Raw genomic sequence first — 25288 nt, 5'->3', positions numbered from 1 at the left:
GGGGCCTGCCCGCGGGCCAGGCGCGATCCGCGAGCGGTCGGCCGCCCCGCCCCCTACCCTATCGTCCCCGGCTTGTTGCCGAGCATCGCCCGCAGGTTGGCGATGCGGGCCTTGGCGTCTTCCTTGCTCACCGGCTCCTGGGATTTTTTATCGGCGCGGCGGATGCCCTCCATGCCCATCTCGTCGATGAAGCGCGACGGGTCGCAGGTGCGCACCTCGCGGCCGGCCTTGCGGCGCTCGCAGTAGCTGATGGTAAGGCTGCGCTGGGCGCGGGTGATGCCCACGTACATCAGGCGGCGCTCCTCCTCGATCTTGTCCTCGTCGATGGAACTCTGGTGGGGCAGCAGGCCCTCCTCGACCCCCACCAGAAAGACGTGCTTGAACTCCAGGCCCTTGGAGGCGTGCAGGGTGGCGAGCTGGACCTGGTCGAGCTCGGCGTCGTCCTTGTCGAGCATGGTGATCAGGCTGATGGTCTGGATCATGTCGGAGAGCGTCTTGCCGTCCTCCTCGCCCTTGCGGCCGAGCCAGCCGGTGAAGTCACCCACGTTGGCCCACTTGGTCTCGGCCTCGCGGGGCTCGCAGCTCTCGTACAGCCAGGCCTCGTAGTTGATCGCCTTGAGCAGGTCGTTGATCACCTGGCCGGCGGGCTCCCGCGGGGCGCGGTGGGCGATGCGGTTCATGAAGTGGCAGAACTCGCGCAGGGACTCGAGCTGCCGCGCGCCCACGTGCTCGGTGACGCCCTCCTCGAAGACCGCGGTGAACAGGCTGATGTGGCGCTGGGCCGCGTAGTGGCCGAGGGACTCGATGGTGGCGGCGCCGATGCCGCGGCGGGGCACGGTGATGGCGCGGATGAAGGCCAGATCATCGTCCTCGTTGGCGATCAGGCGCAGGTAGGAGCACAGGTCCTTGATCTCGGCGTTCTCGAAGAAGCTGCGCCCGCCGGAGATCGCGTAGGGGATCTTGTGGTTGCGCAGCTGCTGCTCGAACAGCCGCGCCTGGTGGTTGCCCCGGTAGAGGATCGCGTAGTCCTTGAAGTGGGTGCGGTGCTCGAACTTGTGGGCCGACAGCTTCATCACCACCGACTCGGCCTCGTGCTCGGGGGTCTGGCAGGCCACCACCGTGACCGGCTCGCCGGCGCCGTGCTCGGACCACAGCTTCTTCTCGAAGAGCTTCTCGTTGTTGGCGATCACCGTGTTGGCGGCGTTGAGGATGCGCGTGGTGGAGCGGTAGTTCTGCTCCAGCTTGATGACCCGCAGGTTGGGGAAGTCGACGGGCAGCTGGCGCAGGTTCTCGATGTCGGCGCCGCGCCAGGCGTAGATGGCCTGGTCGTCGTCGCCCACCGCGGTGAAGGCGGCGCGCACCCCGGCGAGCAGCTTGAGCAGGCGGTACTGGGCGCGGTTGGTGTCCTGGTATTCGTCCACCAAGAGGTAGCGCAGCTTGTTCTGCCAGCGCTCGCGCACCTCGGGGTGCTCGTCGAAAAGCTTCACCGGCAGGCGGATCAGGTCGTCGAAGTCGACGCCCTGGTAGGCCCGCAGGGTCTTGTCGTAGTCGCGGTAGAGCAGCGCGGCGGCCGAGGAGATCTCGTCGTTGGCCCGGTGGGCGGCCTCCTCGGGCTCGATGAGGGCGTTCTTCCAGCTGGAGATCTGCCACTGCAGCGCCTTGGCGCGGTTCTTGTCGGTGTTGCCGGTGAGCTCGGCGATGATCTGCGTGGTGTCGCTGGCGTCGAGGATAGAGAACTGCGGCTTGAGGCCGAGCAGCTTGGCCTCCTGGCGCACGATGCGCACGCCCATCGCGTGGAAGGTGCACACCGTCAGCCCGTTGGCACCACGGCCCCCCATCAGCTTGGTGATGCGCTCGAGCATCTCCTTGGCGGCCTTGTTGGTGAAGGTGATCGCCGCGATGTTGTGGGGGCTCATCCCGCACTCGGTGATCAGGTAGGCGATCTTCTGGGTGATCACCCGGGTCTTGCCCGAGCCGGCCCCGGCCAGCACCAGGCAGGGGCCGTCCAGGTAGTGGATGGCTTCGCGTTGGGGGGCGTTGAGGAGCAGCGACATGGCGGGGACTTCGGGTGGAGCGGGCCGCCGAGTCTACTCCAAGCCGCCCGCCGCTTCGACCCGCCTCAGCCCAGGTGGTGGTGCTGGCGGGCGTGGAACTCGTCGAGGGCGACGAACTTGAGCCGCGCCTCGGTGACCTTGACGGTCTCGGGGCTGACCGGGTTGCGCCGGGTGAACACCTCGACGTCGACGGTGACGCAGGTGTGGCCCACCGAGACGATGCCCGCGTAGAAGCTGACGATGTCGCCCACCGCGATGGGCTGCTTGAAATCGAAGGAATCCACCGACACGGTGGCCACCCGCGACTTGGCGTGGCGCATCGCCGGGATCGCCCCGGCGACGTCGACCATCGACATGATCCAGCCGCCGAACACGTCGCCCGACGGGTTGAGGGCCGGCGGCATCGGCATCACCTGCAGCACGATGTCCTTGTCGGTGGGCAGCGCGCAGGCGGGCGCCTCGGCGGCCGGCGCCTCGGCGGGGATCAGGCGCTTGGTGCCGGCCTCGTCCACCGCCACGTAGGTGAGGCGCGCCTCGGTGACCTTGACCACCTCCGGCTCGTTGGGGTTGCGCTCGGCGAAGACCTCCACGTCCACCGTGATCGAGCTCCGGCCCACCGAGACCACCTCGGCGTGGAAGCTGACGATGTCGCCCACCCCGACCGGGTGCTTGAAGACGAAGGAATTCACCGCCACCGTCACCACCCGGGAGCCGGCCCGGCGGATCGCCGGCAGCGCGCCGGCCACGTCGACCATCGCCATGATCCAGCCGCCGAACACATCGCCGGACGGGTTGAGGTCGGCCGGCATCGGCATCACGCGCAGGGCAAGGGGCTTGCTCGTCAGGGCGTCGCTGGAAGGATGGTGGGCAGAGGGCATGGCTGGCTCCTGTTGAAGAGGACATCAAGGATACCCAGCCTGGCCCGGCAGGCAATGGGGGGAGCTACCTATGCCTAGGCGACCCGGTTGCGGCCCTCGGCCTTGGCCCGGTAGAGGGCGTCGTCGGCCACCCGGAGCAGGGCCGCGATGTCGTCGCCGTCCTCGGGGAAGGCCGACACCCCCAGGCTGACCGTCACCCGCGGCTCGTCGGGCAGGGCCATCACCGCGCGGCGGACCTTGTCGGCCACCTGCAGCAGCTGGGCCCGGTTGGAGTTGGGCGAGATGATGACGAACTCCTCGCCGCCCCAGCGGCACACCAGGTCGGAGCGGCGGATGCTGACCTGGGCCTGCTCGGCCACCTGCTTGAGGACGGCGTCGCCGACCAGGTGGCCGAAGTCGTCGTTGACGCGCTTGAAGTGATCCACGTCGAAGAAGCACACCCCCAGCGGCAGCCCCAGGCGACGGCACAGCTCGAGCTCGGCCTCGAGGAAGCGCTCGCCCTGGCGCCGGTTGGGCAGGCCGGTGAGGGCGTCGCTGGAGGCGAGGCGCTCGAGGCGGAGCTGGAGCTCCTTGCGCTCGGTGATGTCCTGCAGCATGCCGACCGCGCGGGTCGGCGCGCCCCGGCCATCGCGCTCGCAGACCCGGCCGCGGTCGTGCACCCACAGGTAGCGGCCGTTGCGGTTGCGAAGGCGGTACTCCGCCTCGTAGCGCCCGCGCTTGCCGTCCAGGTGCTCCTGCAGGATGCCCATCACCCGGTCGCGGTCGTCGGGGTGGAGCGCGTCGCTCCAGGTGGCCAGCACCCCGGCCATCTCGTCGGGGCTGTAGCCGAGCATGCGCTTCATCTGGGGGCTGAAGAACAGCTGGCCGGTGGCGATCTCCCAGTCCCACAGGCCGTCGGCGGCCTCGTTGAGGGCGAACCACAGCTGGCTCTCGCGGCTCTGCATGTCCTTCTCGAGGGCCAGCCGCCGCCGCACGTCGCGGGCCACCGACAGGAAATACTCGCGCCCGCCGAGGCTGAAATGGGTGGTGTTCACCTCCACGTGGATCTCGTGCCCATCGGCGTGGCGGTGGCGGCCGACGAAGGTGAAGCACGGCTGGGCGCGGATCACCCCGGCGATCTCCGACCACTGGGGCATGCCCGTGACATCCATCTGCAGGCTGAGCACGCTATGGTCGAGCACGTCCTCGCGGCTGAGGCCCAGCATCGCCCAGGCGGCCCGGTTGCCCCACACGATGGCGGAGGTGGCGGGGTCGATGAGATAGACCGCGTCGGCCATGTGGTCGAACAGGGCGGCGGCTTCGGGCAGGGCGCTGCGGTGCGTCACGAATCGTGTACGGTCGCTTGGAAAGCCCAAATGGTATACCGACTTGGCCGTCCCGGCGCCCCCCGTGCACGCCCCGGCGCGGCCGCCATGATGTAAGCTGCGGCCATCATGTCCGTGTTCACTTCCGTCACCGAATCCGATCTCGCCGCCTGGCTGCGCAACTACGCCATCGGGCGGCTCGAACTGCTGCAGGGCATCTCCGCCGGCGTGCAGAACAGCAACTTCTTCGTCACCACCAGCCTGGGCCGCTACGTGCTCACGCTGTTCGAGACGATGCCCCGCGCCGAGCTGCCCTTCTACCTGCACCTGATGGCCCACCTGGCGCGCCACGGCCTGCCGGTGCCGGCCCCCATCGCCAACCGCGACAACGAATACCTGGGCACCCTGTCGGGCAAGCCGGCCACCCTGGTGTCGCGGCTCGCCGGCCGCTCCGAGATGGCGCCGGGCGTCGGCCACTGCGCGCGCATCGGCGCGATGATGGCCGGCCTGCACCTGGCCGGGATGTCCTTCGGGCGGCGCCAGGCCAACCCCCGCGGCGCCGAGTGGCGCAGCGAATGCGCGGCCCGGGTGCGCAGCCACCTGCCGGCCGACCAGCAGGCCGAGCTCGACGCCGAGCTGGCCTACCAGGCCGGCTTCGACCTCAAGGCCCTGCCCCAGGGGGTCATCCACGCCGACATGTTCCGCGACAACGTGCTGTGGGACGGCGACTTCATCGGCGGCGTCATCGACTTCTACTTCGCCGGCCACGACGCGCTGCTGTTCGACGTGGCGGTCACCGTCAACGACTGGTGCGCCAGCGCCGACGGCGGGCTCGAGCCGGCCCGCAGCGCCGCCCTGCTCGCCGCCTACGCCGAGACCCGCCCGTTCACCGACACCGAGCGGGCCGCCTGGCCGGCCATGCTGCGCGCCGCGGCGCTGCGTTTCTGGCTGTCGCGCCTCGAAGACTTCCACCGGCCGCGGGCCGGCGAGCTGGTGCTGGTCAAGGACCCGGACGAATACCGGCGCATCCTGCGCCACCGGGCCCAGGCCACGAACCTGCCGGCCCTGCCCGCCTGACGCCGCGCGGTTTGAACTTCCGGCACGATTTGGGCTAGCATTCTGCCGCAGCGCAACATCCTGATTTTCCGTTCACTTTCCCGCCATGACCGAACCGGCCTCCCCGGCAGCCCACCCCTACCAAGACGCACGCCACCCGCGGCCCCGCCACGTGTCCCCGGCCGCCAGCCTGACCTGGCTGAAGAGCGGGTGGGCGTCCTTCACCCGCAACCCGGGGGTGTGGATGGCGATCAGCCTGGTGTTCTTCGTGATCCTCGTCGCGCTGCTGGCGATCCCGGTGCTCGGCATGGTCGTCGCGATCATCGGCTTCCCCGTCCTCGCCGCCGGCATGGTGCAGGGCTGCGCGGCCCAGGCGCGGGGCGAGCCGCTCAAGGTGGACCACCTCTTCGCCGGACTGCGCGTGCACGCCGCCCACCTCGCCCTGGTCGGCTGCTTCTACCTGCTCGGCACGGTGGTCGCCGGGGTGCTGCCGGCGCTGCTGGGCGGCCTGCTGCTCACCGGGCTGTTCTACACCAAGCTGCACAGCCTCAGCTGGCTCGCCGTGGTGCTCGGCAGCGCAGCCTTCGCCACCGGGATCATCATCACGATCATGACCATCATGATCACCGCCCTGTGGTTCGCCACCCCGCTGGTGGCCCTCAAGGACACCCCGCCCCTTGACGCCATGAAGATGTCGCTGGCCGCCTGCTTCAACAACCTCGGCGCCTTCGTGGTGCTGGGGGTGCTGATCTACGTGCTGATCTGGGTCGCGCTGCTGCCCCTGGGGCTCGGCATGCTGGTGCTGGTCCCGGTGCTGGCTGGCACCCTGCATGCCTCCTTCCTGGACGTCTTCGGCGCCCCGCCGGCCCTGGCGCCCGCCGGCGGCACGGAGACCTGAACCGATGCAGGCCCACACCCTACCGGCCCAGCGCGGCTGGGCATGGATCATCGAGGGTTTCCGGCTGTGGAAGCGCAACCCGGCGCTGCTCACCTTCCTCGTCTTCGGCTACTGGCTGTGCCTGCTGGTGGTGGCCGCCATCCCCTTCGTGGGCCAGGTGCTGATGTCGCTGATCATGCCGGCCCTCGCGCTGGGCATCTACAACGGCTGCAAGGCGGTGGCCGACGGGCGCAAGGCCGGGCCGGACATCCTGCTGTCGGGCTTCCGCCAGAACTTTCCCGAGCTGGTCAAGATCGGCGGCATCTACCTGATCGGCACCTTCGCGGTGCTCGGCCTCACCGCCCTCGCCGACGACGGCATCCTCGCCGAGCTGATGCTCGGCCGGCGCAAGCTCGACGAGGCCACCGCCGACGACCCGCGGCTCACCGTGTCGCTGCTGATCGGCGTGCTCGGCTCGACGCCGCTGATGATGGCCTACTGGTTCGCCCCCCTGCTCGCCGGCTGGGGCCGCATCTCGGCGCCGAAGGCGATGTTCTTCAGCTTCGTGGCCTGCTGGCGCAACTGGCGGGCCTTCCTGGCCTACAGCTTCGGCCTGCTCACGGTGGTGATGCTGCCCAGCATGCTGATCGGCATTCTCAACCTCGTCTCCCCCGTCCTCGGCCTGCTGCCCAGCATCGCGCTGCCGGCGATCTTCATCCCGGTGGTGTTCGCCAGCTTCTACGCCAACGCCGTCGACGTGTTCGGCAAGATCACCCCCGATGACGCGGCCTGAGGCCGGGCCGCTGGGGATTTTCGGCGGCACCTTCGACCCCATCCATTACGGCCACCTGCGCCTCGCCGAGACCGCCCGCGAGGCCCTCGGCCTCGGCCGGGTGCGCCTGATCCCCGCCGGCCAGCCGCCCCACCGGGCCACCCCCGGGGCCGCCGGCGCGCACCGCCTGGAAATGGCCCGCCTGGCCGCCGCCGACAACCCGGCCTTCGAGGTCGACCCGGCCGAGGTCGAGGCCGCGCAGGCCAGCTACACCATCCTCACCCTCGAGCGCCTGCGCGCCGAGCTCGGCCCGCGCCGGCCGCTGGTGCTGCTGCTGGGCGTGGACGCCTTCCTCGGCCTGCCCACCTGGCGGCGCTGGACCGAGCTCTTCGACTTCGCCCACCTGGCCGTCGCCAACCGGCCGGGCTATGCGCTCGACGGCGCCGCGCTGCCGCCGGCCCTGGCCGACCAGGCGCGCCGCCGCCAGGCCGCCCCGGCCAGCCTGGGCGAAGCGCCCGCCGGCCGCCTGGTGCAGTTCAACATGACGCCGCTGGCCATCTCCGCCACCGACATCCGCGCCCGCTGCGCCGCCGGGCAGAGCCTGCGCTATTTGCTCCCGCCCGCCGTTCTTGACTATATTTCCCGGCATCAACTCTATCTCTGATTCAATGGACATCCAGCACCTCGAAACCCTCGTCGTTTCCGCCCTCGAAGACATCAAGGGCAAGGACATCCGCGTCATCGACACCACCCGCCTCACGTCGCTGTTCGACCGGGTGGTCATCGCCACCGCCGACTCCAACCGCCAGACCCGCGCGCTGGCCCGCCACGTGGCCGACAAGGCCCGCGAGGCCGGCATCGAGGTAATCGGCGTCGAAGGCGAAGACGGCGGCGAGTGGGTGCTGGTGGACCTCGGCGGCATCGTCGTGCATGTGATGCAGGGCGCCGTGCGCAGCTACTACAACCTCGAGGAGCTGTGGGGCGCCGCCCCGGCCCGCGCCCATCGCCCCGGCGGCTTCGCCGCCCACGCCGCCTGACCCGGGCCGCCCCGGCGGCCGCCGCACCATGAAACTCATCCTCGTCGCCGTCGGCACCCGCATGCCCGGCTGGGTCGACACCGCCTTCGACGACTTCGCCAAGCGCATGCCGCGGGAGCTGCCGCTGCAGCTCGTCGAGGTCAAGGCCGAGCCGCGCACCACCGGCAAGACCGCCGCCGCGATGATGGCCGCCGAGGCGGCGCGGATCGAAGCCGTGCTGCCGCCGCGCTGCCGCCGCCTGATCCTCGACGAACGCGGCGAAGACCTCACCAGCAAGGCCCTGGCCCGGCGCCTGGAGCGCTGGCAGGAGGGCGGTGACGACGTGGCCATCATCGTCGGCGGCCCCGACGGCCTCGACCCGGCCCTCAAGGCCACCGCCCACGAAACCCTGCGCCTCTCCAGCCTGACCCTGCCCCACGCGCTGGTCCGCGTGATGCTGGCCGAGGCGGTCTATCGCGCCTGGAGCGTGCTCAAGAACCACCCCTACCACCGGGAGTAAGCCCCCGCCCCCGCACCATGTCCATCTACCTCGCCTCCAACAGCCCGCGCCGGCGCGAGCTGCTGCACCAGATCCACGTCCGCCACGAAGTCCTGCTCTTCCGCGGCCCCGGGCGGGAAGACCACGACATCAACGAGGACGCCCTCCCCGGCGAGGACGCCTTCACCTACGTCCAGCGGGTCGCCCGCGCCAAGGCCGAGGGCGGCATCCAGCGCATGCACTGGCGCGGCCTGCCGCAGCAGCTGCTGCTGGCCGCCGACACCACCCTCGAACTCGACGGCGAGATCATCGGCAAGCCGGCCACGCCCTCCCACGCGATGGAGATCCTGCGCCGCCTGTCCGGCCGCAGCCACCAGGTGCTCACCGCCGTGGTGCTCACCGACGGCACCCGCTTTGCCCAGCGCCTGTCGGTGAGCCAGGTGCTCTTCCGCACCCTCGACGACGACGAGATCCACCACTACGTTTCCAGCGGCGAAGCCGCCGACAAGGCCGGCGCCTACGGCATCCAGGGGCGCGCGGCGATGTTCGTCGAGGAGATCCGCGGCAGCTACAGCGGCATCATGGGCCTGCCCCTGTTCGAGACCGCGGCCCTGCTGCGGGAATTCGGCTATTCTCTCTGACTGAGCGCCGGAAACCTCCGGCCCCCACCACAGGAAGATCCAGCCACCGGCCGCCCGAGCGGCCGGGTTTCTGCACGAGTGGCGATCGGTGAAGGCCCGGCCGTGGCCCGCCCTCACCCATCACCATTTGCCCTTGCCACCATGTCCGACGAATACCTGATCAACTTCACCCCCCAGGAGACCCGGGTCGCCCTCATGCAGCAGGGGGTCGTCCAGGAAGTGCATGTCGAGCGCAGCGCCAGCCGCGGCATCGTCGGCAACATCTACCTCGGCCGCGTGGTGCGCGTGCTGCCGGGCATGCAGTCCGCGTTCATGGACGTGGGCCTGGAGCGCACCGCCTTCCTGCACGTGGCCGACATCTGGTGCGACCGCCACGCCGGCGAGGGCCCGCGCCCGATCGAGCGCATCCTCGCCGAAGGCCAGAACCTGATGGTGCAGGTCCTCAAGGACCCGCTGGGCACCAAGGGCGCGCGGCTGTCCACCCAGATCTCCATCGCCGGCCGCATGCTGGTCTTCCTGCCCCAGGACAAGCACATCGGGATCTCCCAGCGCATCGGCGACGAGGCCGAGCGCGAGGCCCTGCGCGAACGGGTGCACCGCCTGCTGCCCGCCGACGAGAGCGGCGGCTACATCGTGCGCACGATGGCCGAGAACGCCACCGACGAGGAGCTCGCCGCCGACATCGCCTACCTCAAGAAGCTGTGGGCCGAAATCAAGAACCGCGCCATCGGCGCCCGGCCGCCCACGGTGCTGTACCAGGACCTCAACCTCGCCCAGCGGGTGCTGCGCGACCTGGTCACCGAAGACACCACCCGCATCGTCGCCGACTCCCGGGAGAACTTCCAGAAGCTCAGCGCCTTCGCCCGCGAGTACATGCCCCAGGTGGCGCCGCTCCTCGAGCACTACACCGGCGAGCGCCCGCTGTTCGACCTGCACGGTGTCGAAGCCGAGATCGAGAAGGCGCTGGCCCGGCGGGTGGACCTCAAATCCGGCGGCTACCTGATCATCGACCAGACCGAGGCGATGACCACCATCGACGTGAACACCGGCGGCTTCGTCGGCGCACGCAACTTCGACGACACCATCTTCAAGACCAACCTCGAGGCGGCCCAGGCCATCGCCCGCCAGCTGCGGGTGCGCAACCTGGGTGGCATCATCATCGTCGACTTCATCGACATGGAGAACGTCGAGCACCGCAGCGCCGTGCTCGACGAGTTCCGCAAGGCCCTTGCCCGCGACCACACCAAGATGACGGTGAATGGCTTCACCTCGCTGGGGCTGGTCGAGATGACCCGCAAGCGCACCCGCGAATCCCTCGCCCACCTGCTGTGCGAGCCCTGCCCCACCTGCAACGGCCGCGGCGAGGTGAAGACCGCCCGCACCGTGGCCTACGAGATCCTCCGCGAACTCCTGCGCGAAGCCCGCCAGTTCAACGCCCGGGAGTTCCGCGTGCTGGCGGCCCCCAACGTGATCGACCTGTTCCTTGAGGAGGAATCGCAGTCGCTGGCGATGCTCTCCGACTTCATCGACCGCACCGTCTCACTGCACCCCGAGGCCAGCTACGGGCAGGAGCAGTTCGACATCGTGCTGTTGTAGCCGGCAGGGCGTTGCTCCGCGCCCACCGGTTTTACGGACGCTCGACGCTCCGGAACTCCCTTCAGGCCTGCTCCGTCGGGGCAGGTGCCGACGCTGCGCTCCCCCACAGCGCCGCCCCGCCCGCCTCGACCCAGCACAGCCAGGCCCGCACGTCGAACTCCAGCTGGTGGTAGGCGGGCTCGATGCGGCAGCACAGCTGGTAGAAGGCCTTGTCGTGGTCGGGCTCCTTCAGGTGGGCCAGCTCGTGGGCGACGATCATCTGCAGGAACTCCTGCGGCGCCGCGCGGAACAGGTTGGCGATGCGGATCTCCCGCTTGGTCTTGAGCCTGCCGCCCTGCACCCGCGCCACCCGGGTGTGGGTGCCCAGCGCGTTGTGGATGCTGGCGAGCTTGCCGTCCCAGATCACCTTGTTGAGCGGCGCGGCGTTCTTGAGGTGACGCGCCTTGAGCCCGCCCACGTAGTCGTACAGGGCCCCGTCGTTGCGCACCGCGTGGGGCGCCGGGTAGCGACGGCGCAGGCGCTCGCCCAGGCTGCCGTCGTCAAGACAGGCACGCACCTGGTCGACGAGATGCTCGGGATAGCCGGCGAGGTATCTGAGGTGGGCTGGGGTCATCGCGGGAGCCGGACGGGGACGGGGCGGGGGCGGGATTCTACCCCGCCGCCGTACCCGCGCGGCAGGGCCCGCTCAGGTGCAGTCGCAGTTGGCGGTGAGCCGGCTCAGCACCGGGATGATCTCGTCGCCGATCGGCTCGAAGCCCTTGAACTTCAGGTCGTCGAGGACCTTCTGGCCCGACGGGTCGAGGTGCATGCCGCACAGGATCTGCTGGATCGCCTCCCGCTTGTCGGCCCACTCGGGCGCCACCATGAAGCAGTGGAAGGCGTGGCCGTCGTGGCTCTCGCCGATCACCTGCAGCTCGGAGCGGGTGGTGGCGTTCATGCCGGCCCAGGTCTCGTTGAAGACGAAGCCCAGGTCGGCCTCGCCCTGCAGCACCGCCTTGGCGGCGTTGAGGTGGTTGCCGACATACTTGAACTCGGCCGCCGCGGCGTCGATGCCCAGCCGCTCCAGCACCTGCAGGCCGAGGTTGTGGATGATCAGCTTGTCGGTGGCGCTGGCGATGCGCGGCGCGGCCGGCACCTCGGCGCCAGCGCGGGCCACCACGATGGTCTCGTCGACCACATTGACGGGGCGGGCCACCGGCACGAAGCCCTTGTCGCGGGAGAAGCACAGGGCGCTGTACGGGTTGGCATACACCACCACGTGGTGAGGCTGCTCGAGCACCGTCCTGCGTTCGACCAGGAAGTTGTCCTGGGGGTCGAAGTGGATGCCCGTACCGAGCTTGCGCTGCAGGTAGGTGTTGAGGGTGAACCAGCCAAGCAGGTTCTTGGCGGTGTCGTGGGGGCAGACGCTGAGCTTGTATTGGCTGACCATGCGCTCAGGCTCCTGACCGGTGGGAAAGGGAGGGAGACGGCGGAGATGCCGGATTGTCGTGATGGGACATGGGGTTTCACCTCTGACGGGTTGAATTGTTGTTTGTCACCCTCGACCAGAAGTGGCCGGGTGTGGTCGGCCATGATACCTGCAACAATTTTCACACAAAATTGCATTTTCACGCCCTGCAGCAAAATGCGTCACACCCCGATGTCGTTTGCGTGCCCCCTTGTCCTGAACCCAGCGCTAGAGCCAGTCCACCAGTGAGACGCCGAGCCCAAAGATGCTCTGGCGATGGTTGTAATCGATCAGTGTCTCGCCATAACCGGTGAAGAACTGCAGGTAGCCCTTCAGGTTGCGGTGGATGGGGAAAGTCCAGTCGAGCTGGGCCGAGCCCCGGCTGTAAAAACCCGGCCGCAGGTTGAGGGACAGCTCGTGAGCATCGAGGCGCCAGGTGGCCTGCAGGTCGCCGTAGCCGAGGTAGCGGCTGATGTCCGGGTTGTCGTCCTTACTGGCCGTCTCCTCGAAGCGCTTCCAGCTGCGCAGCATCAGCGCGAAATCGCCCCTCTCGATGCCGCCCTGCAGCATCAGCCGATTCCAGCTGCGCGACAGGGGCTGGCCACGGCCGTTGGACTGGTGGTTGAGGCCGACGGAGAGCATCTTCACCTTGAAGCCCAGGCCGGCATCCAGGTTGGTGCGGAACACCGCCATCAGCTCGGGCTCGTAGCCGGTCTCGCGGAAGGGCGACGAGAAGCTCTTGTTGTACACCTGCCAGTTGGACTGCTGGGTGTAGCCCAGCCACAGATCGCCGTGATGCCCGACGAGGCCCTCCCACAGCTTGGTCTTGAAGCTGATCTGGTATTTGGCCTCGGCGGCGTTGACGTCGAGCTTGTCGTCGACCTGGTTGGCCGGGTTGGGCGACGCCGGCTGCCGGTTGGGCGAGTTGCTCCAGCGCCCGACCAGCATGTAGGTGGGCTTGTAGGGGGTGATCAGGAAGGTGCCGCGCTTGTCGCCGGCGTCGAGCTCCCAGCGCCGGGAGAGGGCCGAGGCCTCCGCCGGCACCGGCGCCGCGGCGACCGGCAGCGGGGCCTCCTGGTGCGGGCGGCCGACGGCGCCGTCGTAGCAGGCGAGGCGCTCGGTGTTGTCGGCGATCGCGGCACAGGCCGCCGGGTCGCCGGCGAGGGCCGGGCCCGCGGCCAGCAGGCCGAGGGCGAACGGCAGCAGCGTGGCCGGGCGCGCCCGGCCCGCCGGGGCGGTGTTGCTGAATGGCATGTTCATGACCTCGTAATCACGTCGCGGCGGATTATCGGCGACCCGCCCACGCCTTGTCGAGCCGGGCCGCCGTTCAGCCCGCGGGCGGGCGCCGGGCGGCCAGGAACTCGCCGAGGATGCGCCCGGTGTGGGAGCGAACCTGCTGCACCACCGCCTCCGGCGGCCCCTCCGCGACGATCTCGCCGCCGCCGTCGCCCCCTTCCGGGCCGAGGTCGATGATCCAGTCGGCCTCGGCCATCAGGTCGAGGTCGTGCTCGATGACCAGCACCGTGTGGCCGGCCGCGGCAAGGCGGTGCAGCACGTGGATCAGCTTCTCCACGTCGGCCATGTGGAGGCCGACGGTGGGCTCGTCGAGCACGTAGAGGGTGTGCTTCTCGGGGGGCAGCGGGCGGCCCGGGCCGCTGGGCGATTCGCCGGCCCGGCCGCGCACCTTGGCCAGCTCGGAGACCAGCTTGATGCGCTGGGCTTCGCCGCCCGACAGCGTCGGGCTGGGCTGGCCAAGGGTGAGGTAGCCGAGGCCCACGTCCTGCAGCAGCTTGAGCGGATGGGCGATGGACGGGTGGGCAGAGAAGAAATCCACCGCGTCCTCGACGGCCATGTTCAGCACCTCGGCGACGCTCTTGCCCTTCCAGCGCACGGCCAGGGTCTCGGGGTTGAAGCGGGCGCCGCCGCAGGCCTCGCAGGGCAGCTTCACGTCGGGCAGGAAGTTCATCTCGACGGTGATCTGGCCCTGGCCCTCGCACACCGGGCAGCGCCCGGCGCCGGTGTTGAAGGAGAAGCGTGAGGCCGTCCAGCCGCGGATCTTCGCCTCGTTGGTGTCGGCGAACAGCTTGCGGATGGCGTCCCAGAAGCCGATGTAGGTGGCCGGGCAGGAGCGCGGGGTCTTGCCGATGGGGGTCTGGTCCACCTCCAGCAGGCGGCCGATCAGCTCGCGCCCGGCGAGGCGGGTACAGCCCACCGGCGCTTCCGCGGCCAGGCTGGCGTGCAGCACGTCGCGGGCGAAGGTGGACTTGCCCGAGCCGGAGACGCCGGTGACCACCGTCAGGCGGCCCAGCGGCACGCGGGCGCTGACGTTCTTCAGGTTGTGCAGCGTGGCGCCCTCGACCACCAGGGCCGGATGGTCTTCGGCCACCGGCCGGCGCGGGGCCAGCGGGTGCTGCAGCGGCGCCAGCAGGCAGCGCCCGGTGGCCGACTCGGGGGCCGCCATCAGGTCGGCCAGACGTCCCTCGGCCACCACCCGGCCGCCGCGCACCCCGGCGCCGGGGCCGAGGTCGATGACGTGGTCGGCGCGGCGGATGGTGTCCTCGTCGTGCTCCACCACCAGCAGGGTGTTGCCGCGGCCGCGCAGGGCCTCGAGGGTGTCGAGCAGCAGCTGGTTGTCCCGCGGGTGTAGGCCGATGGTGGGCTCGTCGAGGATGTAGCACACCCCGGTGAGGTTGGAGCCCAGCTGGGCCGCCAGCCGGATGCGCTGGGCCTCGCCGCCGGACAGGGTGGGCGCGGCGCGGTCGAGGGCCAGGTAGCCGAGGCCGACCTGCTGCAGAAAGTCGAGCCGGCCGCGGATCTCGGCGACCAGGTCGCGGCCGATCTCGGCCTCGCGGCGGGCCAGTTGCAGGCCCGCGAAGAAGCCGGACACCTTGCCCACCGCCAGCGACGCCAGCTCATGCAGGCCGAGGTCGCGGAAGCGCACCGCGCGGGCCACCGGGTTGAGGCGGGCGCCGTGGCAACTGGGGCAGGCCTCGTCGGTCTCGGTGTCGAGTTCGCCGAGGTCGAGGTCGTCGGGGTTGTCGACGCGGCCGGCGATCTTGAGGCCGGTGCCGTAGCAGTCCGGACACCAGCCGTGCTTGGCGTTGTAGGAGAACAGCCGCGGGTCGGGCTCGGGGAAGCTGGTGCCGCAGTCGGGGCAGGCCCGCAGGGTGGACAGGGTGAGCAGCGGCGTGCCGGGCGCGTCGAGGCGATTCACCTTGAGCACGCCCTTGCCGTGCTCCAGCGCGGCCTGCACCTGCTCGCGCAGGGCGGCCTCCGTGGCGGGGCCGACCTGCACCTGGCCCACCGGCAGCTCGATGTTGTGCTCCTTGTAGCGGTCGAGGCGCGGCCATTTTTTGGTGGGCAGGTAGTCGCCATCCACCCGCAACTGCTCGAAGCCCTTGCCGCGGGCCCACTTGGCGAGGTCGGTGTACAGGCCCTTGCGGTTCACCACCAGCGGTGCCAGCAGCTCCACTGACTGGCCGGCCGCTTCGCGCATGATCTGGGCGACGATGGCCTCGAAGCTCTGGGGCGTGACGGGCACGTCGCAGTCGGGGCAGTACTGGGTGCCGAGCTTCACGTAGAGCAGGCGCAGGAAGGGCTGGATCTCGGTGAGGGTGCCCACCGTGCTCTTGCGCCCGCCGCGGCTGACCCGCTGCTCGATGGCGACGGTGGGCGGGATGCCGAAGATGGCGTCCACGTCCGGCCGCGCCGAGGGCTGGGCGAACTGGCGGGCGTAGGCGTTGAGGGACTCCAGGTAGCGGCGCTGGCCCTCGCCGAACACGATGTCGAAGGCCAGCGTGGATTTGCCCGAGCCGGACAGGCCGGTGATCACCGTGAACCGGTCGCGGGGGATGCTGAGGCTGACGTTCTGCAGGTTGTGGTGGCGGGCGTGGCGGATGGTGATCGCCGGGTCGGGCACGGCGCGGTAGCGCACCGGCGGCTCGGCCACCACCGGCGCCGCCTGCAGCGCGGCGAGCTGGGCGGCGTAGTCGGCCAGGGCCCGCCCGGTGTGGGAGGCCGGGGTGGCGACGAGCTGGGCCGGCGTGCCTTCGGCGACGATCATCCCGCCGCCGCTGCCGCCCTCGGGGCCCAGGTCCACCAGCCAGTCGGCGGCGGCGATCACGTCGAGGTTGTGCTCGATGACGACCAGCGAGTGGCCGGCATCCAGCAGCTTCTCGAAGGCCGACAGCAGCGTGGCGACGTCCTCGAAGTGCAGGCCGGTAGTGGGCTCGTCGAACAGGAAAAGCAGGCCGGGCTCATCACCGGTGGCGCCCTTCTTCGCCTTCTTGCCGGCCAGCTGGGCGGCCTCGGCGAGGTAGCCGGCGAGCTTGAGGCGCTGGGCCTCGCCGCCCGACAGGGTGGGCACCGGCTGGCCGAGGCGCAGGTATTCGAGGCCGACGTCGGCCAGCGGTGCCAGCGCGGCGAGCACGGCCTTTTGATCGGCAAAGAAGGCGATGGCTTCGGAGACGGTCATCTCGAGCACGTCGGCCACGCTCCTGCCGCGCCATTGAAGGGCCAGGATATCCGGCCGGTAGCGCTTGCCGTCGCAGTCCGGGCAGCGCAGATACACATCCGACAAAAACTGCATCTCGACGTGCTCGAAGCCCGAGCCGGTGCAGGTGGGGCAGCGCCCGGTGCCGGAGTTGAAGCTGAAGGTGCCCGGCGTGTAGCCGCGCTCCTTGGCCTCGTCGAGGTTGGCGAAGAGCTTGCGGATGGCGTCCCAGGCGCCCACGTAGCTCACCGGGTTGGAGCGGGCGCTCTTGCCGATGGGCGACTGGTCCACCATCACCACGCCCTTGATGTGGTCCAGGCCGGCCAGCCCGTCGAAGGCGCCGGGCGGCTCGGCCGGCTGGCCGAAGTGCTTGGCCAGCGCCGGGAACAGCACATCCTGGATCAGCGTGGATTTGCCCGAGCCGGACACGCCGGTGATGCCCACCAGCCGCCGCAGCGGGATCGCCAGATCGACGCCCTGCAGGTTGTGCTGGCGGGCGCCGGTGAGGGTGAGGCGTGCGTCGCCCTCGGTCACCGGGCGCGGCTGGCGGCGGGTGTCGACGCGCTTGCGGCCGGCGAGGTAGGCGCCGGTGAGGGAGGCGGGGTCGTTGGCGATGGCGGTGGGCACGCCGTAGGCGACGATCTCGCCGCCGCGCTCGCCGGGGCCGGGGCCGATGTCGAGCAGGCGGTCGGCGGCGAGCATCAGCTGCGGGTCGTGCTCGACGACGACCAGCGAGTTGCCGGCGTCACGCAGGCGCTCCATCACCCCGAGGATGCGCCCGATGTCCCGCGGGTGCAGGCCGATGGACGGCTCGTCGAGCACGAACAGGGTGTTCACCAGCGAGGTCCCCAGCGCGGTGGTGAGGTTGATGCGCTGCACCTCGCCGCCCGACAGGGTGCGCGACTGACGATCCAGCGTGAGATAGCCGAGGCCCACGTCCTGCAGGTAGCGCAGGCGGCCGCGGATCTCGCCGAGCAGCAGCTCGGTGGCCTCGTCCAGCGGTGCGGGCAGCGCCAGCGCGGCGACGAAGGGCCCGACCTCGTCGATGGGCAGCGCGAGAAGCTGGTGGATCGCGAGGGATCCGGCGAGGAGGCCCGGCGCCGCAGCGGTACGCTGACGATCCGCCGCCCCCACGCCTTCCTCAGCCCGGCGCTGGAGACGCCACAGCAGCGCATCCGGCTTGAGGCGGGCGCCGTGGCAGGCCGGGCATTCGGTGTAGCTGCGGTAGCGCGACAGCAGCACCCGGATGTGCATCTTGTAGGCCTTGGTCTCCAGCCAGTCGAAGAAGTGGCGCACGCCGTACCAGTGGCGCGGCCAGCTGGAATCCCAGTTCTTCCACTTGTCGTCGCCTTCGAGCACCCAGCGGCGGTGCTCGGCGGGGAGGTCGCGGAAGGGGATGTCCATCGCCACGCCGTACTTTTTGGCCATCCGGGCGAGGTCGTCCTGGCACTCCTTGAAGCTGGGGCTCTGCCAGGGCTTCACCGCGCCTTCGGCGAGGGTCTTCGATTCGTCGGGAATGACCAGCCCGAAATCGACGCCGATCACCCGCCCGAAGCCGCGGCAGGTGTCGCAGGCGCCCACCGGCGAGTTGAAGGAGAACAGGCTGGGCGTCGGCTCGGCGTAGGCGATGTCGCAGTCGGCGCAGTGCAGGCCGGTGCTGAACTTCCAGCGGGTCTCGCCACCCTCGCCCAGCGCGTGCACGGTGAGGCGGCCGTGGCCGGCGGCGAAGGCGGTCTCGAGGGCCTCCATCACCCGGGCGTGCTCGGCGCCGGCGAGGCGGAAGCGGTCCTGCACCACGTGCAGCAGGCTGCCGTCGCGGGCGTGGATGCGGGTGTAGCCCTGGCGGGCCAGCAGCTCGGTGATCTCGTCCTCGCTGAAGCTGGCCGGCACCGTGACCGGGAAGCTGACCACCAGGCGCGGGTCGCCGGCCGCCGCGGCGCGGGCCGACAGGTCGGCGAACACCGTGGCCGGCGTGTCGCGCTGCACCGGCTGGCCGCAGCCGCGGCAGTGCAGGCGCGCGGCCCGGGCGTAGAGCAGCTTGAAGTGGTCGGCCAGCTCGGTCATCGTCCCCACCGTCGAGCGGGAGGTGCGCACCGGGTTGGTCTGGTCGATGGCGATCGCCGGCGGCACGCCCTCGATGCGATCCACCTGGGGCTTGTCCATGCGGTCGAGGAACTGCCGTGCGTAGGGCGAGAAGGTCTCGACGTAGCGGCGCTGGCCCTCGGCATAGAGGGTGTCGAACACCAGCGAGCTCTTGCCCGAGCCGGACACGCCGGTCACCACCACCAGCTCGTGGTGGGGGATGTCGAGGGACAGGTTCTTGAGGTTGTTCTGGCGGGCGCCGCGGATGCGGATGGCGGCAGCGTCGTCAGCGCCGGCGGCGTGGGGAGCGGGGCAGGCAGGGTCGGAGCACATGGCAGCAGGCGAAAAATGCGGGCGGACCGCATTGTAGAGCGCCCGCAGCCGGCTGGCTGCGCCCGCCGCAAAACCCGCTCAGGCGGGCCCGGGCTGGAGGAGCCGGTTGCTGGCCGCCTCGTCGACGAGGGAGGCCGCCCGGAACAGCTGCGACTCGGGCAGCTCGACCTGCTGGGACAGGGCCCGGGCGGTGATCGACAGCTGGAGGTTCTGGTCGCCGTCGGCGATCAGGATGGCCTGGCGCTGCGGCGCGAACAGGGCCACGAAGCCGCGCATCACGCTGTCGTCGGGCAGGGCCACCGAGACCGGGTCGCCGACCTCGAGGGCCGCCCAGGCCGGCGGCAGCGGGAGTTCGCCGGGGACATACTGCTTGTGCTTGAGCACCCGCAGGCCGTTCTTCTCGGCGCGGCGGCCCAGGGTCGGCCGGCAGGATGAGCGGCGCGGCACGAACTCGGGAGCCGGCTTGCCGGCGATGAGGTTGGCGTGCAAGGCCATGCAGGGCGCGAGGGCGTCCCAGATCCGGCTCTCGGTGAGGCCGACCCAGGCCAGGCCCTCCTTGAGCTCCTCGATCAGGTAGGGGATGTCGGCGATGCGCCGCTTCAGGCTGCGTGCGCCCTGGCTGTCGTCCACGGAAGCCAGCAGCCGGTTGGCGGTGTGCAGGCGGGTCGCCCACTCGACGCTGTCGGAGCCGTGGCGGTAGGCCACCTTGGCGATCACATGTACCCAGTAGTTCTCGAGGAAGTTGCGCACCGGGCTGGGCTTGGCGTGGCCGATCACCAGATAGAGGGCGCGGCAGGCGTGCTGCAGCGCCACGTCGCGGCGCTCCATGCGCTCGACCTCGTCCTTGAACGCCGCGGCGCGGGCCAGGGCGGTCCGCTGGCGGCTGGTGACCAGCTCTTCCACCGCCCCGAGGGCCGCCTCGAACTCCTTGTCGGAGATCCGCGGCGCGTGGACGAGGGTGTTGACGATGGCGAGCAGCCCCCGGCAGACGGGCAGCTCCGGCGAGCAGTCGGGCGCCAGGGTGCGCCCCAGGTTGGCGATCTGGTCCACCAGCCGCAGCGCCGCGTGGCGCTCCGGCGCGAGCAGGGTCTCGCTGCGCAGCGCCAGGCGCAGCAGCGGCACCCGCAGCCGGGCGATGAGGGAGCGGAATGCCGCCGGCAGCCGGGGCGCGTCCAGGGCGTAGTTGCAGATCGTCTCGATGACCTCGACGGCGGCCGCCTTGACCGGGCTGAGCAGCGCGCCCAGCTCGCTCGCCCCCAGCGCCACCGGAACACCGGCGCCGTATTGCTGGCGTTCCCCCAGCCAGGCCTCGATGCGCTCGATCAGCGCCGAGGCCAGCCCCGGGTCGAGGTTGCTGGGGGGCTGGGACGGGTTGTCCTCGTGGCGGGCCAGCACCGACAGGCGCAGCGCATCCACCGGCTGGATGGCGAGGCCGGCCCGCCCCGGCCTGCCGTCGGCCGCGTTCGCCTCCTCCGGCTCGGGCTCGGGGTCCACGTGCTGGGGACGGCCACGCACGCGGGAGCCGAGGCTCTCGTTGGCCAGCTCGTGCTCGAAGCTGCGATAGAAACCGGAAAGATGACGGCGCAGGGGCTCCTCGAGCTGCTGGGCGAGCCGCAGGGCCTCGGTGGCGCTGAGCCGCTCGACCTCCTTGAGACCCCGCAGGGCGCGGCAGACGCTCTCGGTGCCGAGGGGGGATTCGTCCTGCAGCACCATCGGCGTGCCCATCAGCTGCATGCGCATGCGCATGTGGAGGGCCGCCAGGTCGCGGCCGCAGTAGTCGTGCAGGCGCTGATCGAGGTTGATCAGGCCGATCGAGTAGTCGGTCTCGTTGTCCTGGACCAGATTCATCCGCGACGCGGTGAGGCCGCGGGAGTCGTCGAAGACCTGCCCCGGACGCGCGCTGGCGAGCTCGTCGAAGCACTCGCCGGCAGCCCGGGTGAGGGCGTCCAGCCAGTCGGGGTGATGGATGACCTCCTCCGCCGCTTCGCGGAGCGCTTTCAGGAAGCGGCCCCGGCAGCGGGTCAGGAGGGCCTCGGCCCGCTCGGCAGGCGAGCCGCCGGATCGGGACTGCTGGGTCATGGGTTGGGGGCGCGGGAGTCCGGTTTATCTTGAAACAGTTATACACAAGCCACCCGGGGCTCGGCCGTGACGCACGCCCTCATCGCACCAATTTAGCCGACAGGCGCCACCCCATCCACAGCGCAAACGCCAGCACCAGCGCCCACTTGGCCGCCGAGCACAGGGCAGACAGGGGGATCGCCGCCACCTGCGCGCCGGAGGGCCCGGCCAGCAGCTGGAGCTGCAAATGGTTCTCGAGCAGGTCGAGCAGCGCCGCCACCGGCAGCATCCACGCCGCCCGGCGCCCGAGCCGCGCCTCGGCGGCGGCGAACACCCCGCCGCGGGTCGCCAGCAGGTAGCCGAAGACAGCGTAGATCAGGGCGTGCAGGGTGTCGTAGCCGAAGTGCCCGCGGTACGCCTCCCGCCCGGCCTCGCCCCACTGCCCGAGGATTCCCCAATAGCCATTGGCATCGAAAGTTAACTGAAGAACCAGAATATTCGGCCGTAAATCATCAACGAGGTATATGAGATACGCCTGAGATGCCGCAAGAACCAGGCCGGCGACCAGCACCAGGGGGCGAGAGTCCTTCGTCATGGAGCCCCTCCATTGCCCCCGGTGAAGGCGCAGGCAGACGAGCCCCGGCGCGAGCATCCGGATGAACCGACCCATTGAGAGAGCCCCGAGCCCAGCATTGCAGCCCTCCTACACCATGAACACAGACACCTTACACCAAGCGCCCTCCCAGGCGGAACTCGAGGGCGTCCTCGCCAGCATCCGCATTCCGGCCTGCCCGGCCATCGTCTCCGAGGTGATGTTCGAAGCCCAGCGCGAAGAGCCCTCCCTCAAGGTCCTGACCCGCATCCTGTCGTCCGACGTGGGCCTGTCGGCGATGGCGGTGAAGCTGGCCAACTCGCCGATCTTCGGCAGCACCGCGCCGGTGCGCAGCGTACAGCAGGCGGTGAGCCGGCTGGGTATCGGCAACATCCTCAACGTGGTGATCGCAGCGGCCCTGCGCAATGCCTCGGAGCATCCGCCGACGCCGCTGATGGAGAGGTTCTGGTCGCGCGCCTCCACCCTGGCCCTGGCCGCCGGCGTGCTGGCGCGCAGGCACGTCGGCATCCCGCCCGAGAGCGCCTACACCTACGCCCTCTTCCACGATGCGGCGATCCCGGTGATGCTGTCGAACTTTCCCGAATACGCCGACGTCTATGCCGCCTCCCAGGACCGCGGCGCGACGCTGCTGGCCCAGGAACAGCAGCGCTTCCGCTGCGACCACGCGGTGGTGGGCTGGCTGCTGGCCCGCAACTGGGGGCTGCCGGCCAAGATCGCCGCCGCGATCCGCTACCACCATGATCCGGAAGTTTACATCCTGCCCGAGAAGGAGCTCCCGGCCGGCGCCCTGGCGCTGATCGCCGTCACGCTGATCTCCGAGCACGTGCTGAGCGAGTTCGTCGAGGACGCCGACATCGTGAATGAACGCGCCCTCGAAGACGCCCGGATCTTCCTCGGCACCTCCGACGCCGACATCGACGACTTCCGCGAGACCATCATCACCGCCATCGCCTGACGCCCCCGAGATGAAAAAAGCCCGCCGGAGAAGGCGGGCTTTTTTATGCCTGACGCAAGCGGCGCTTACTCGGCCGCCTTCTTGCGGGTGGCGGGCTTCTTGGCGGCGGGCGCCTTGGGCTCCTTCTTCTCGAACTCGAAGCCGACCTTGCCGTCGTCGCCGCGCACCAGGAAGGCCGAGAACTTGCGCTTGGTGCGGCTGGAGACGAAGCCGCGCAGCAGGTCGGTCTTGCCGGTCTCGAGGAGCTTGTGCATCTGCTCCCGCTCGATGGGTTGCTGCAGGATGATCTTGCCGGAGCGGAAGTCGCAGGACTTGCCCGGCCCGACGGATTTCTCGCAGACGTAGGACAGGCCCTGCTCGAAGACCCGCGACGCGCACTTGGGGCAGGCGCCGAGGGGCTGCTGGTCGGAAAAATCGACCGGCTCGGCGCTCTCGTCTTCCTTGGGCTGGCCGAAGTCGAACTCGGGCTGCTTGTCGTCGTTGAGGCGGATCTCGGCGTTGAACAGGCGCCCCATCTTGTTGCGGAAGCCGAGCAGCGGCCCGACCCGGCCAGTGGACAGCAGCGCCTCGATCTCCTCGATCTCGAACTGGCGGCCGGCGACGATCTTCCAGGCGCTCCAGTCGCAGCTCTGGCAGGCGAACTTCTTGTAGTTCTCCTTCACGACGCCGCCGCACTTGGGGCAGGGCGTGGCGAGGGTCGCGAAATCGCCGGGCACGGTGTCGGACTCGTAGCGCTTGGCCCGCTCGACGATGTCGCGGGTCATCGCCTGGATGTGCTCCATGAACTCGGCGCGGGACAGGGCGCCGCGCTCCATCTGGGCGAGCTTGTGCTCCCATTCGCCGGTGAGTTCGGGCGAGGTGAGTTCGTTGGTGCCGAGGCCGCGCAGCAGGGTGATCAGCGAGAAGGCCTTGGCGGTCGGGATCAGCTCCTTGCCGTCGCGCAGCATGTAGGTCTCGCCGATCAGGTTCTCGATGATCTGGGCACGGGTGGCCGGGGTGCCGAGGCCGCGGCCGGCCATCGCGGCGCGCAGCTCCTCGTCGTCGACCATCTTGCCGGCGCCTTCCATGGCCGACAGCAGCGTGGCTTCGTTGAAGCGTGCAGGCGGCTTGGTGACCAGCGCCTTCAGCAGGATCTCGTCGGTGCTCACCGTCTCGCCGGGCTCGACGGCCACCAGCTGCGGCGCACCGCCGTCATCCTCGCTGACCGCCGCGGACTTGCCATACACCGCCAGCCAGCCCGGATTGACGAGGATCTTGCCCTCGGTCTTGAAGGCCTCGCCCTCGACCCGGGTGATGCGGGTGGTGACGCGATATTCGGCCGCCGGGTAGAACACCGCCAGGAAGCGCCGGGTGACCAGGTCGTAGATCTTGGCCTCGGCCTCGGACAGGCTCTTGGGCGCCGTGCCGGTGGGGATGATCGCGAAGTGGTCGGAGATCTTGGCGTTGTTGAAGATGCGCTTGTTGGGCTTCGCCCAGCCGTGCTTGACGATCTCGTTGGCAAACGGGGCGTAGGTGTCCGGCAGGCCGCCGAGGATGCCCTTGACCTGGCCCACGTAGTCTTCGGGGAGCGCGCGGGCGTCGGTACGCGGATAGGTGAGGACCTTGTGCTTTTCGTAGAGGGCCTGGGCCAGCTGCAGGGTGGTGCGGGCCGAGAAGCCGAAGCGGCCGTTGGCCTCGCGCTGCAGCGAGGTGAGGTCGAAGAGCAGCGGCGAGAGCTGGGTGGACGGCTTGGACTCTTCCTCGACGCTGCCCGGCTTGCCCTCGCACTTGGCCTTGATGGCCTCGGCGCGTGCCTTGTCCCACAGCCGGAAGGCGGTGGCGTGTTCCGCCAGCGGCGCGCCTTCCTCGGGCTTTTTGAAGCCTTCGTCGAACCAGCGGCCCGCGTAGGCGCCGGCCTGGCAGCCGAAGCTGGCCTCGAGCTCCCAGTAGTCGGTGGGCTTGAAGGCGCGGATCTTCTCCTCGCGCTCGACGACGATGGCCAGCGTGGGCGTCTGCACCCGACCGACGGTGGTGAGGTGGAAGCCGCCGGTCTTGGAGTTGAAGGCGGTCATCGCCCGGGTGCCGTTGATGCCGATCAGCCAGTCGCTCTCGGCGCGGCACACCGCGGCCTCGCGCAGGCCCTCGACCTCCGAGGCGGCCCGCAGCTGGGAGAAGCCGTCGCGGATCGCCGTGGCGGTCATCGACTGCAGCCACAGGCGCTGCACGGGCTTGCTGGTGCCCGAGTGCTGCACGATGAAGCTGAAGATCAGCTCGCCCTCGCGGCCCGCGTCACAGGCGTTGATCAGGCCGGTGACGTCCTTGCGCTTGATGAGGCGGGTGAGGAGCTTGAGGCGGTCCTCGGTCTTCTCGATGGGGTTGAGCGCGAAATGCGGCGGAATCACCGGCAGGTGCGCAAACGACCACTTGCCGCGCTTGACCTCGAACTCGGCCGGCACGGTGAGCTCGAGCAGATGCCCGACCGCCGACGACAGCACGTAGTGCTCCGACTCGAAGTAGTCTTTCTCTTTGGTGAAGCCACCGATGGCGCGGGCGATATCCGCCGCAACCGAAGGTTTCTCAGCGATGATCAGTTGCTTGCTCATGCCCGTGGTGCGACCGAAGACGCCTGACTCTGG

19 protein-coding genes and 1 pseudogene are annotated in these 25288 nt (G+C 69.9%); 9 read left to right on the top strand and 11 right to left on the bottom strand.

What is annotated here, in order from left to right; translation table 11 throughout:
* Positions 1–53: 53 nt before the first annotated feature.
* The 4 genes and pseudogenes from ACE3OU_RS10005 to ACE3OU_RS09990 form a co-directional block, all read right to left on the bottom strand.
* Positions 54–2054 carry a UvrD-helicase domain-containing protein gene (locus ACE3OU_RS10005; RefSeq protein WP_374241415.1) on the bottom strand — a complete coding sequence of 667 codons (2001 nt, stop codon included), beginning with the start codon at positions 2052–2054 and terminating at the stop codon, positions 54–56.
* A 65-nt stretch (positions 2055–2119) separates the two neighbouring features.
* A complete protein-coding gene (locus tag ACE3OU_RS10000) occupies positions 2120–2374 on the bottom strand; it encodes an acyl-CoA thioesterase (protein ID WP_374241430.1) in 255 nt (84 codons plus the stop codon).
* Between the two features lie 156 nt (positions 2375–2530).
* Positions 2531–2869, bottom strand: a pseudogene (locus ACE3OU_RS09995) (acyl-CoA thioesterase); the annotation flags it as partial.
* A gap of 137 nt (positions 2870–3006) precedes the next feature.
* Positions 3007–4257 carry a diguanylate cyclase gene (locus ACE3OU_RS09990; RefSeq protein ID WP_374241414.1) on the bottom strand — a complete coding sequence of 417 codons (1251 nt, stop codon included), beginning with the start codon at positions 4255–4257 and terminating at the stop codon, positions 3007–3009.
* 108 nt (positions 4258–4365) lie between these two features.
* Here ACE3OU_RS09990 and ACE3OU_RS09985 point away from each other — a divergent pair, with 108 nt between their 5' ends.
* The 8 genes from ACE3OU_RS09985 to rng all read left to right on the top strand — a co-directional run bounded on the left by ACE3OU_RS09985 (position 4366) and on the right by rng (position 10693).
* Positions 4366–5313 carry a homoserine kinase gene (locus ACE3OU_RS09985; protein WP_374241413.1) on the top strand — a complete coding sequence of 316 codons (948 nt, stop codon included), beginning with the start codon at positions 4366–4368 and terminating at the stop codon, positions 5311–5313.
* Positions 5314–5398: 85 nt separating this feature from the next.
* A complete protein-coding gene (locus tag ACE3OU_RS09980) occupies positions 5399–6190 on the top strand; it encodes a BPSS1780 family membrane protein (RefSeq protein WP_374241412.1) in 792 nt (263 codons plus the stop codon).
* Between the two features lie 4 nt (positions 6191–6194).
* Entirely contained in the window at positions 6195–6962 is a 768-nt protein-coding gene (locus ACE3OU_RS09975; RefSeq protein ID WP_374241411.1) for a BPSS1780 family membrane protein, read from the top strand.
* The gene (gene nadD, locus ACE3OU_RS09970; RefSeq protein ID WP_374241410.1) at positions 6949–7605 is read left to right on the top strand and encodes a nicotinate-nucleotide adenylyltransferase; all 657 of its coding nucleotides are present in this window, start codon (positions 6949–6951) and stop codon (positions 7603–7605) included. Before ACE3OU_RS09975 ends, nadD begins: the two co-directional genes overlap by 14 nt.
* A gap of 4 nt (positions 7606–7609) precedes the next feature.
* Entirely contained in the window at positions 7610–7978 is a 369-nt protein-coding gene (gene rsfS, locus ACE3OU_RS09965; RefSeq protein WP_374241409.1) for a ribosome silencing factor, read from the top strand.
* Positions 7979–8006: 28 nt separating this feature from the next.
* Entirely contained in the window at positions 8007–8477 is a 471-nt protein-coding gene (gene rlmH, locus ACE3OU_RS09960; protein WP_374241408.1) for a 23S rRNA (pseudouridine(1915)-N(3))-methyltransferase RlmH, read from the top strand.
* 17 nt (positions 8478–8494) lie between these two features.
* Complete coding sequence (locus tag ACE3OU_RS09955; protein WP_374241407.1) at positions 8495–9097, top strand: nucleoside triphosphate pyrophosphatase; 603 nt, start codon at positions 8495–8497, stop codon at positions 9095–9097.
* Positions 9098–9238: 141 nt separating this feature from the next.
* Entirely contained in the window at positions 9239–10693 is a 1455-nt protein-coding gene (gene rng, locus ACE3OU_RS09950; protein ID WP_374241406.1) for a ribonuclease G, read from the top strand.
* Between the two features lie 61 nt (positions 10694–10754).
* Here rng and ACE3OU_RS09945 read toward each other — a convergent pair whose 3' ends face one another.
* The 6 genes from ACE3OU_RS09945 to ACE3OU_RS09920 form a co-directional block, all read right to left on the bottom strand.
* The gene (locus ACE3OU_RS09945; RefSeq protein WP_374241405.1) at positions 10755–11306 is read right to left on the bottom strand and encodes a M48 family metallopeptidase; all 552 of its coding nucleotides are present in this window, start codon (positions 11304–11306) and stop codon (positions 10755–10757) included.
* Between the two features lie 72 nt (positions 11307–11378).
* Entirely contained in the window at positions 11379–12122 is a 744-nt protein-coding gene (locus tag ACE3OU_RS09940; protein WP_374241404.1) for a phosphate/phosphite/phosphonate ABC transporter substrate-binding protein, read from the bottom strand.
* Positions 12123–12368: 246 nt separating this feature from the next.
* The gene (locus ACE3OU_RS09935; RefSeq protein ID WP_374241403.1) at positions 12369–13394 is read right to left on the bottom strand and encodes a phospholipase A; all 1026 of its coding nucleotides are present in this window, start codon (positions 13392–13394) and stop codon (positions 12369–12371) included.
* A gap of 73 nt (positions 13395–13467) precedes the next feature.
* Positions 13468–19047: an excinuclease ABC subunit UvrA gene (gene uvrA, locus ACE3OU_RS09930; protein ID WP_374241402.1), complete on the bottom strand. Its 5580-nt coding sequence runs from the start codon at positions 19045–19047 to the stop codon at positions 13468–13470.
* Positions 19048–19125: 78 nt separating this feature from the next.
* On the bottom strand, positions 19126–21126 hold the full coding sequence (locus ACE3OU_RS09925) for a DUF1631 family protein (RefSeq protein WP_374241401.1): 2001 nt from the start codon (positions 21124–21126) through the stop codon (positions 19126–19128).
* A 79-nt stretch (positions 21127–21205) separates the two neighbouring features.
* Positions 21206–21700, bottom strand: coding sequence for a hypothetical protein (locus ACE3OU_RS09920; RefSeq protein WP_374241400.1), 495 nt, complete (start codon positions 21698–21700; stop codon positions 21206–21208).
* Between the two features lie 115 nt (positions 21701–21815).
* Between ACE3OU_RS09920 and ACE3OU_RS09915 the strand changes: the two genes are divergently transcribed.
* Positions 21816–22673, top strand: a complete 858-nt coding sequence (locus ACE3OU_RS09915) for an HDOD domain-containing protein (protein ID WP_374241399.1) — start codon at positions 21816–21818, stop codon at positions 22671–22673.
* 65 nt (positions 22674–22738) lie between these two features.
* Here ACE3OU_RS09915 and ACE3OU_RS09910 read toward each other — a convergent pair whose 3' ends face one another.
* Positions 22739–25255, bottom strand: coding sequence for a DNA topoisomerase III (locus tag ACE3OU_RS09910; protein WP_374241398.1), 2517 nt, complete (start codon positions 25253–25255; stop codon positions 22739–22741).
* Positions 25256–25288: the final 33 nt, after the last annotated feature.

This window comes from Zoogloea sp., assembly GCF_041908905.1.
Lineage (GTDB): Bacteria > Pseudomonadota > Gammaproteobacteria > Burkholderiales > Rhodocyclaceae > Zoogloea.
The sequence above is the reverse complement of the archived record's forward strand: the minus strand, read 5'-3'. Positions and strand labels throughout refer to the sequence as shown.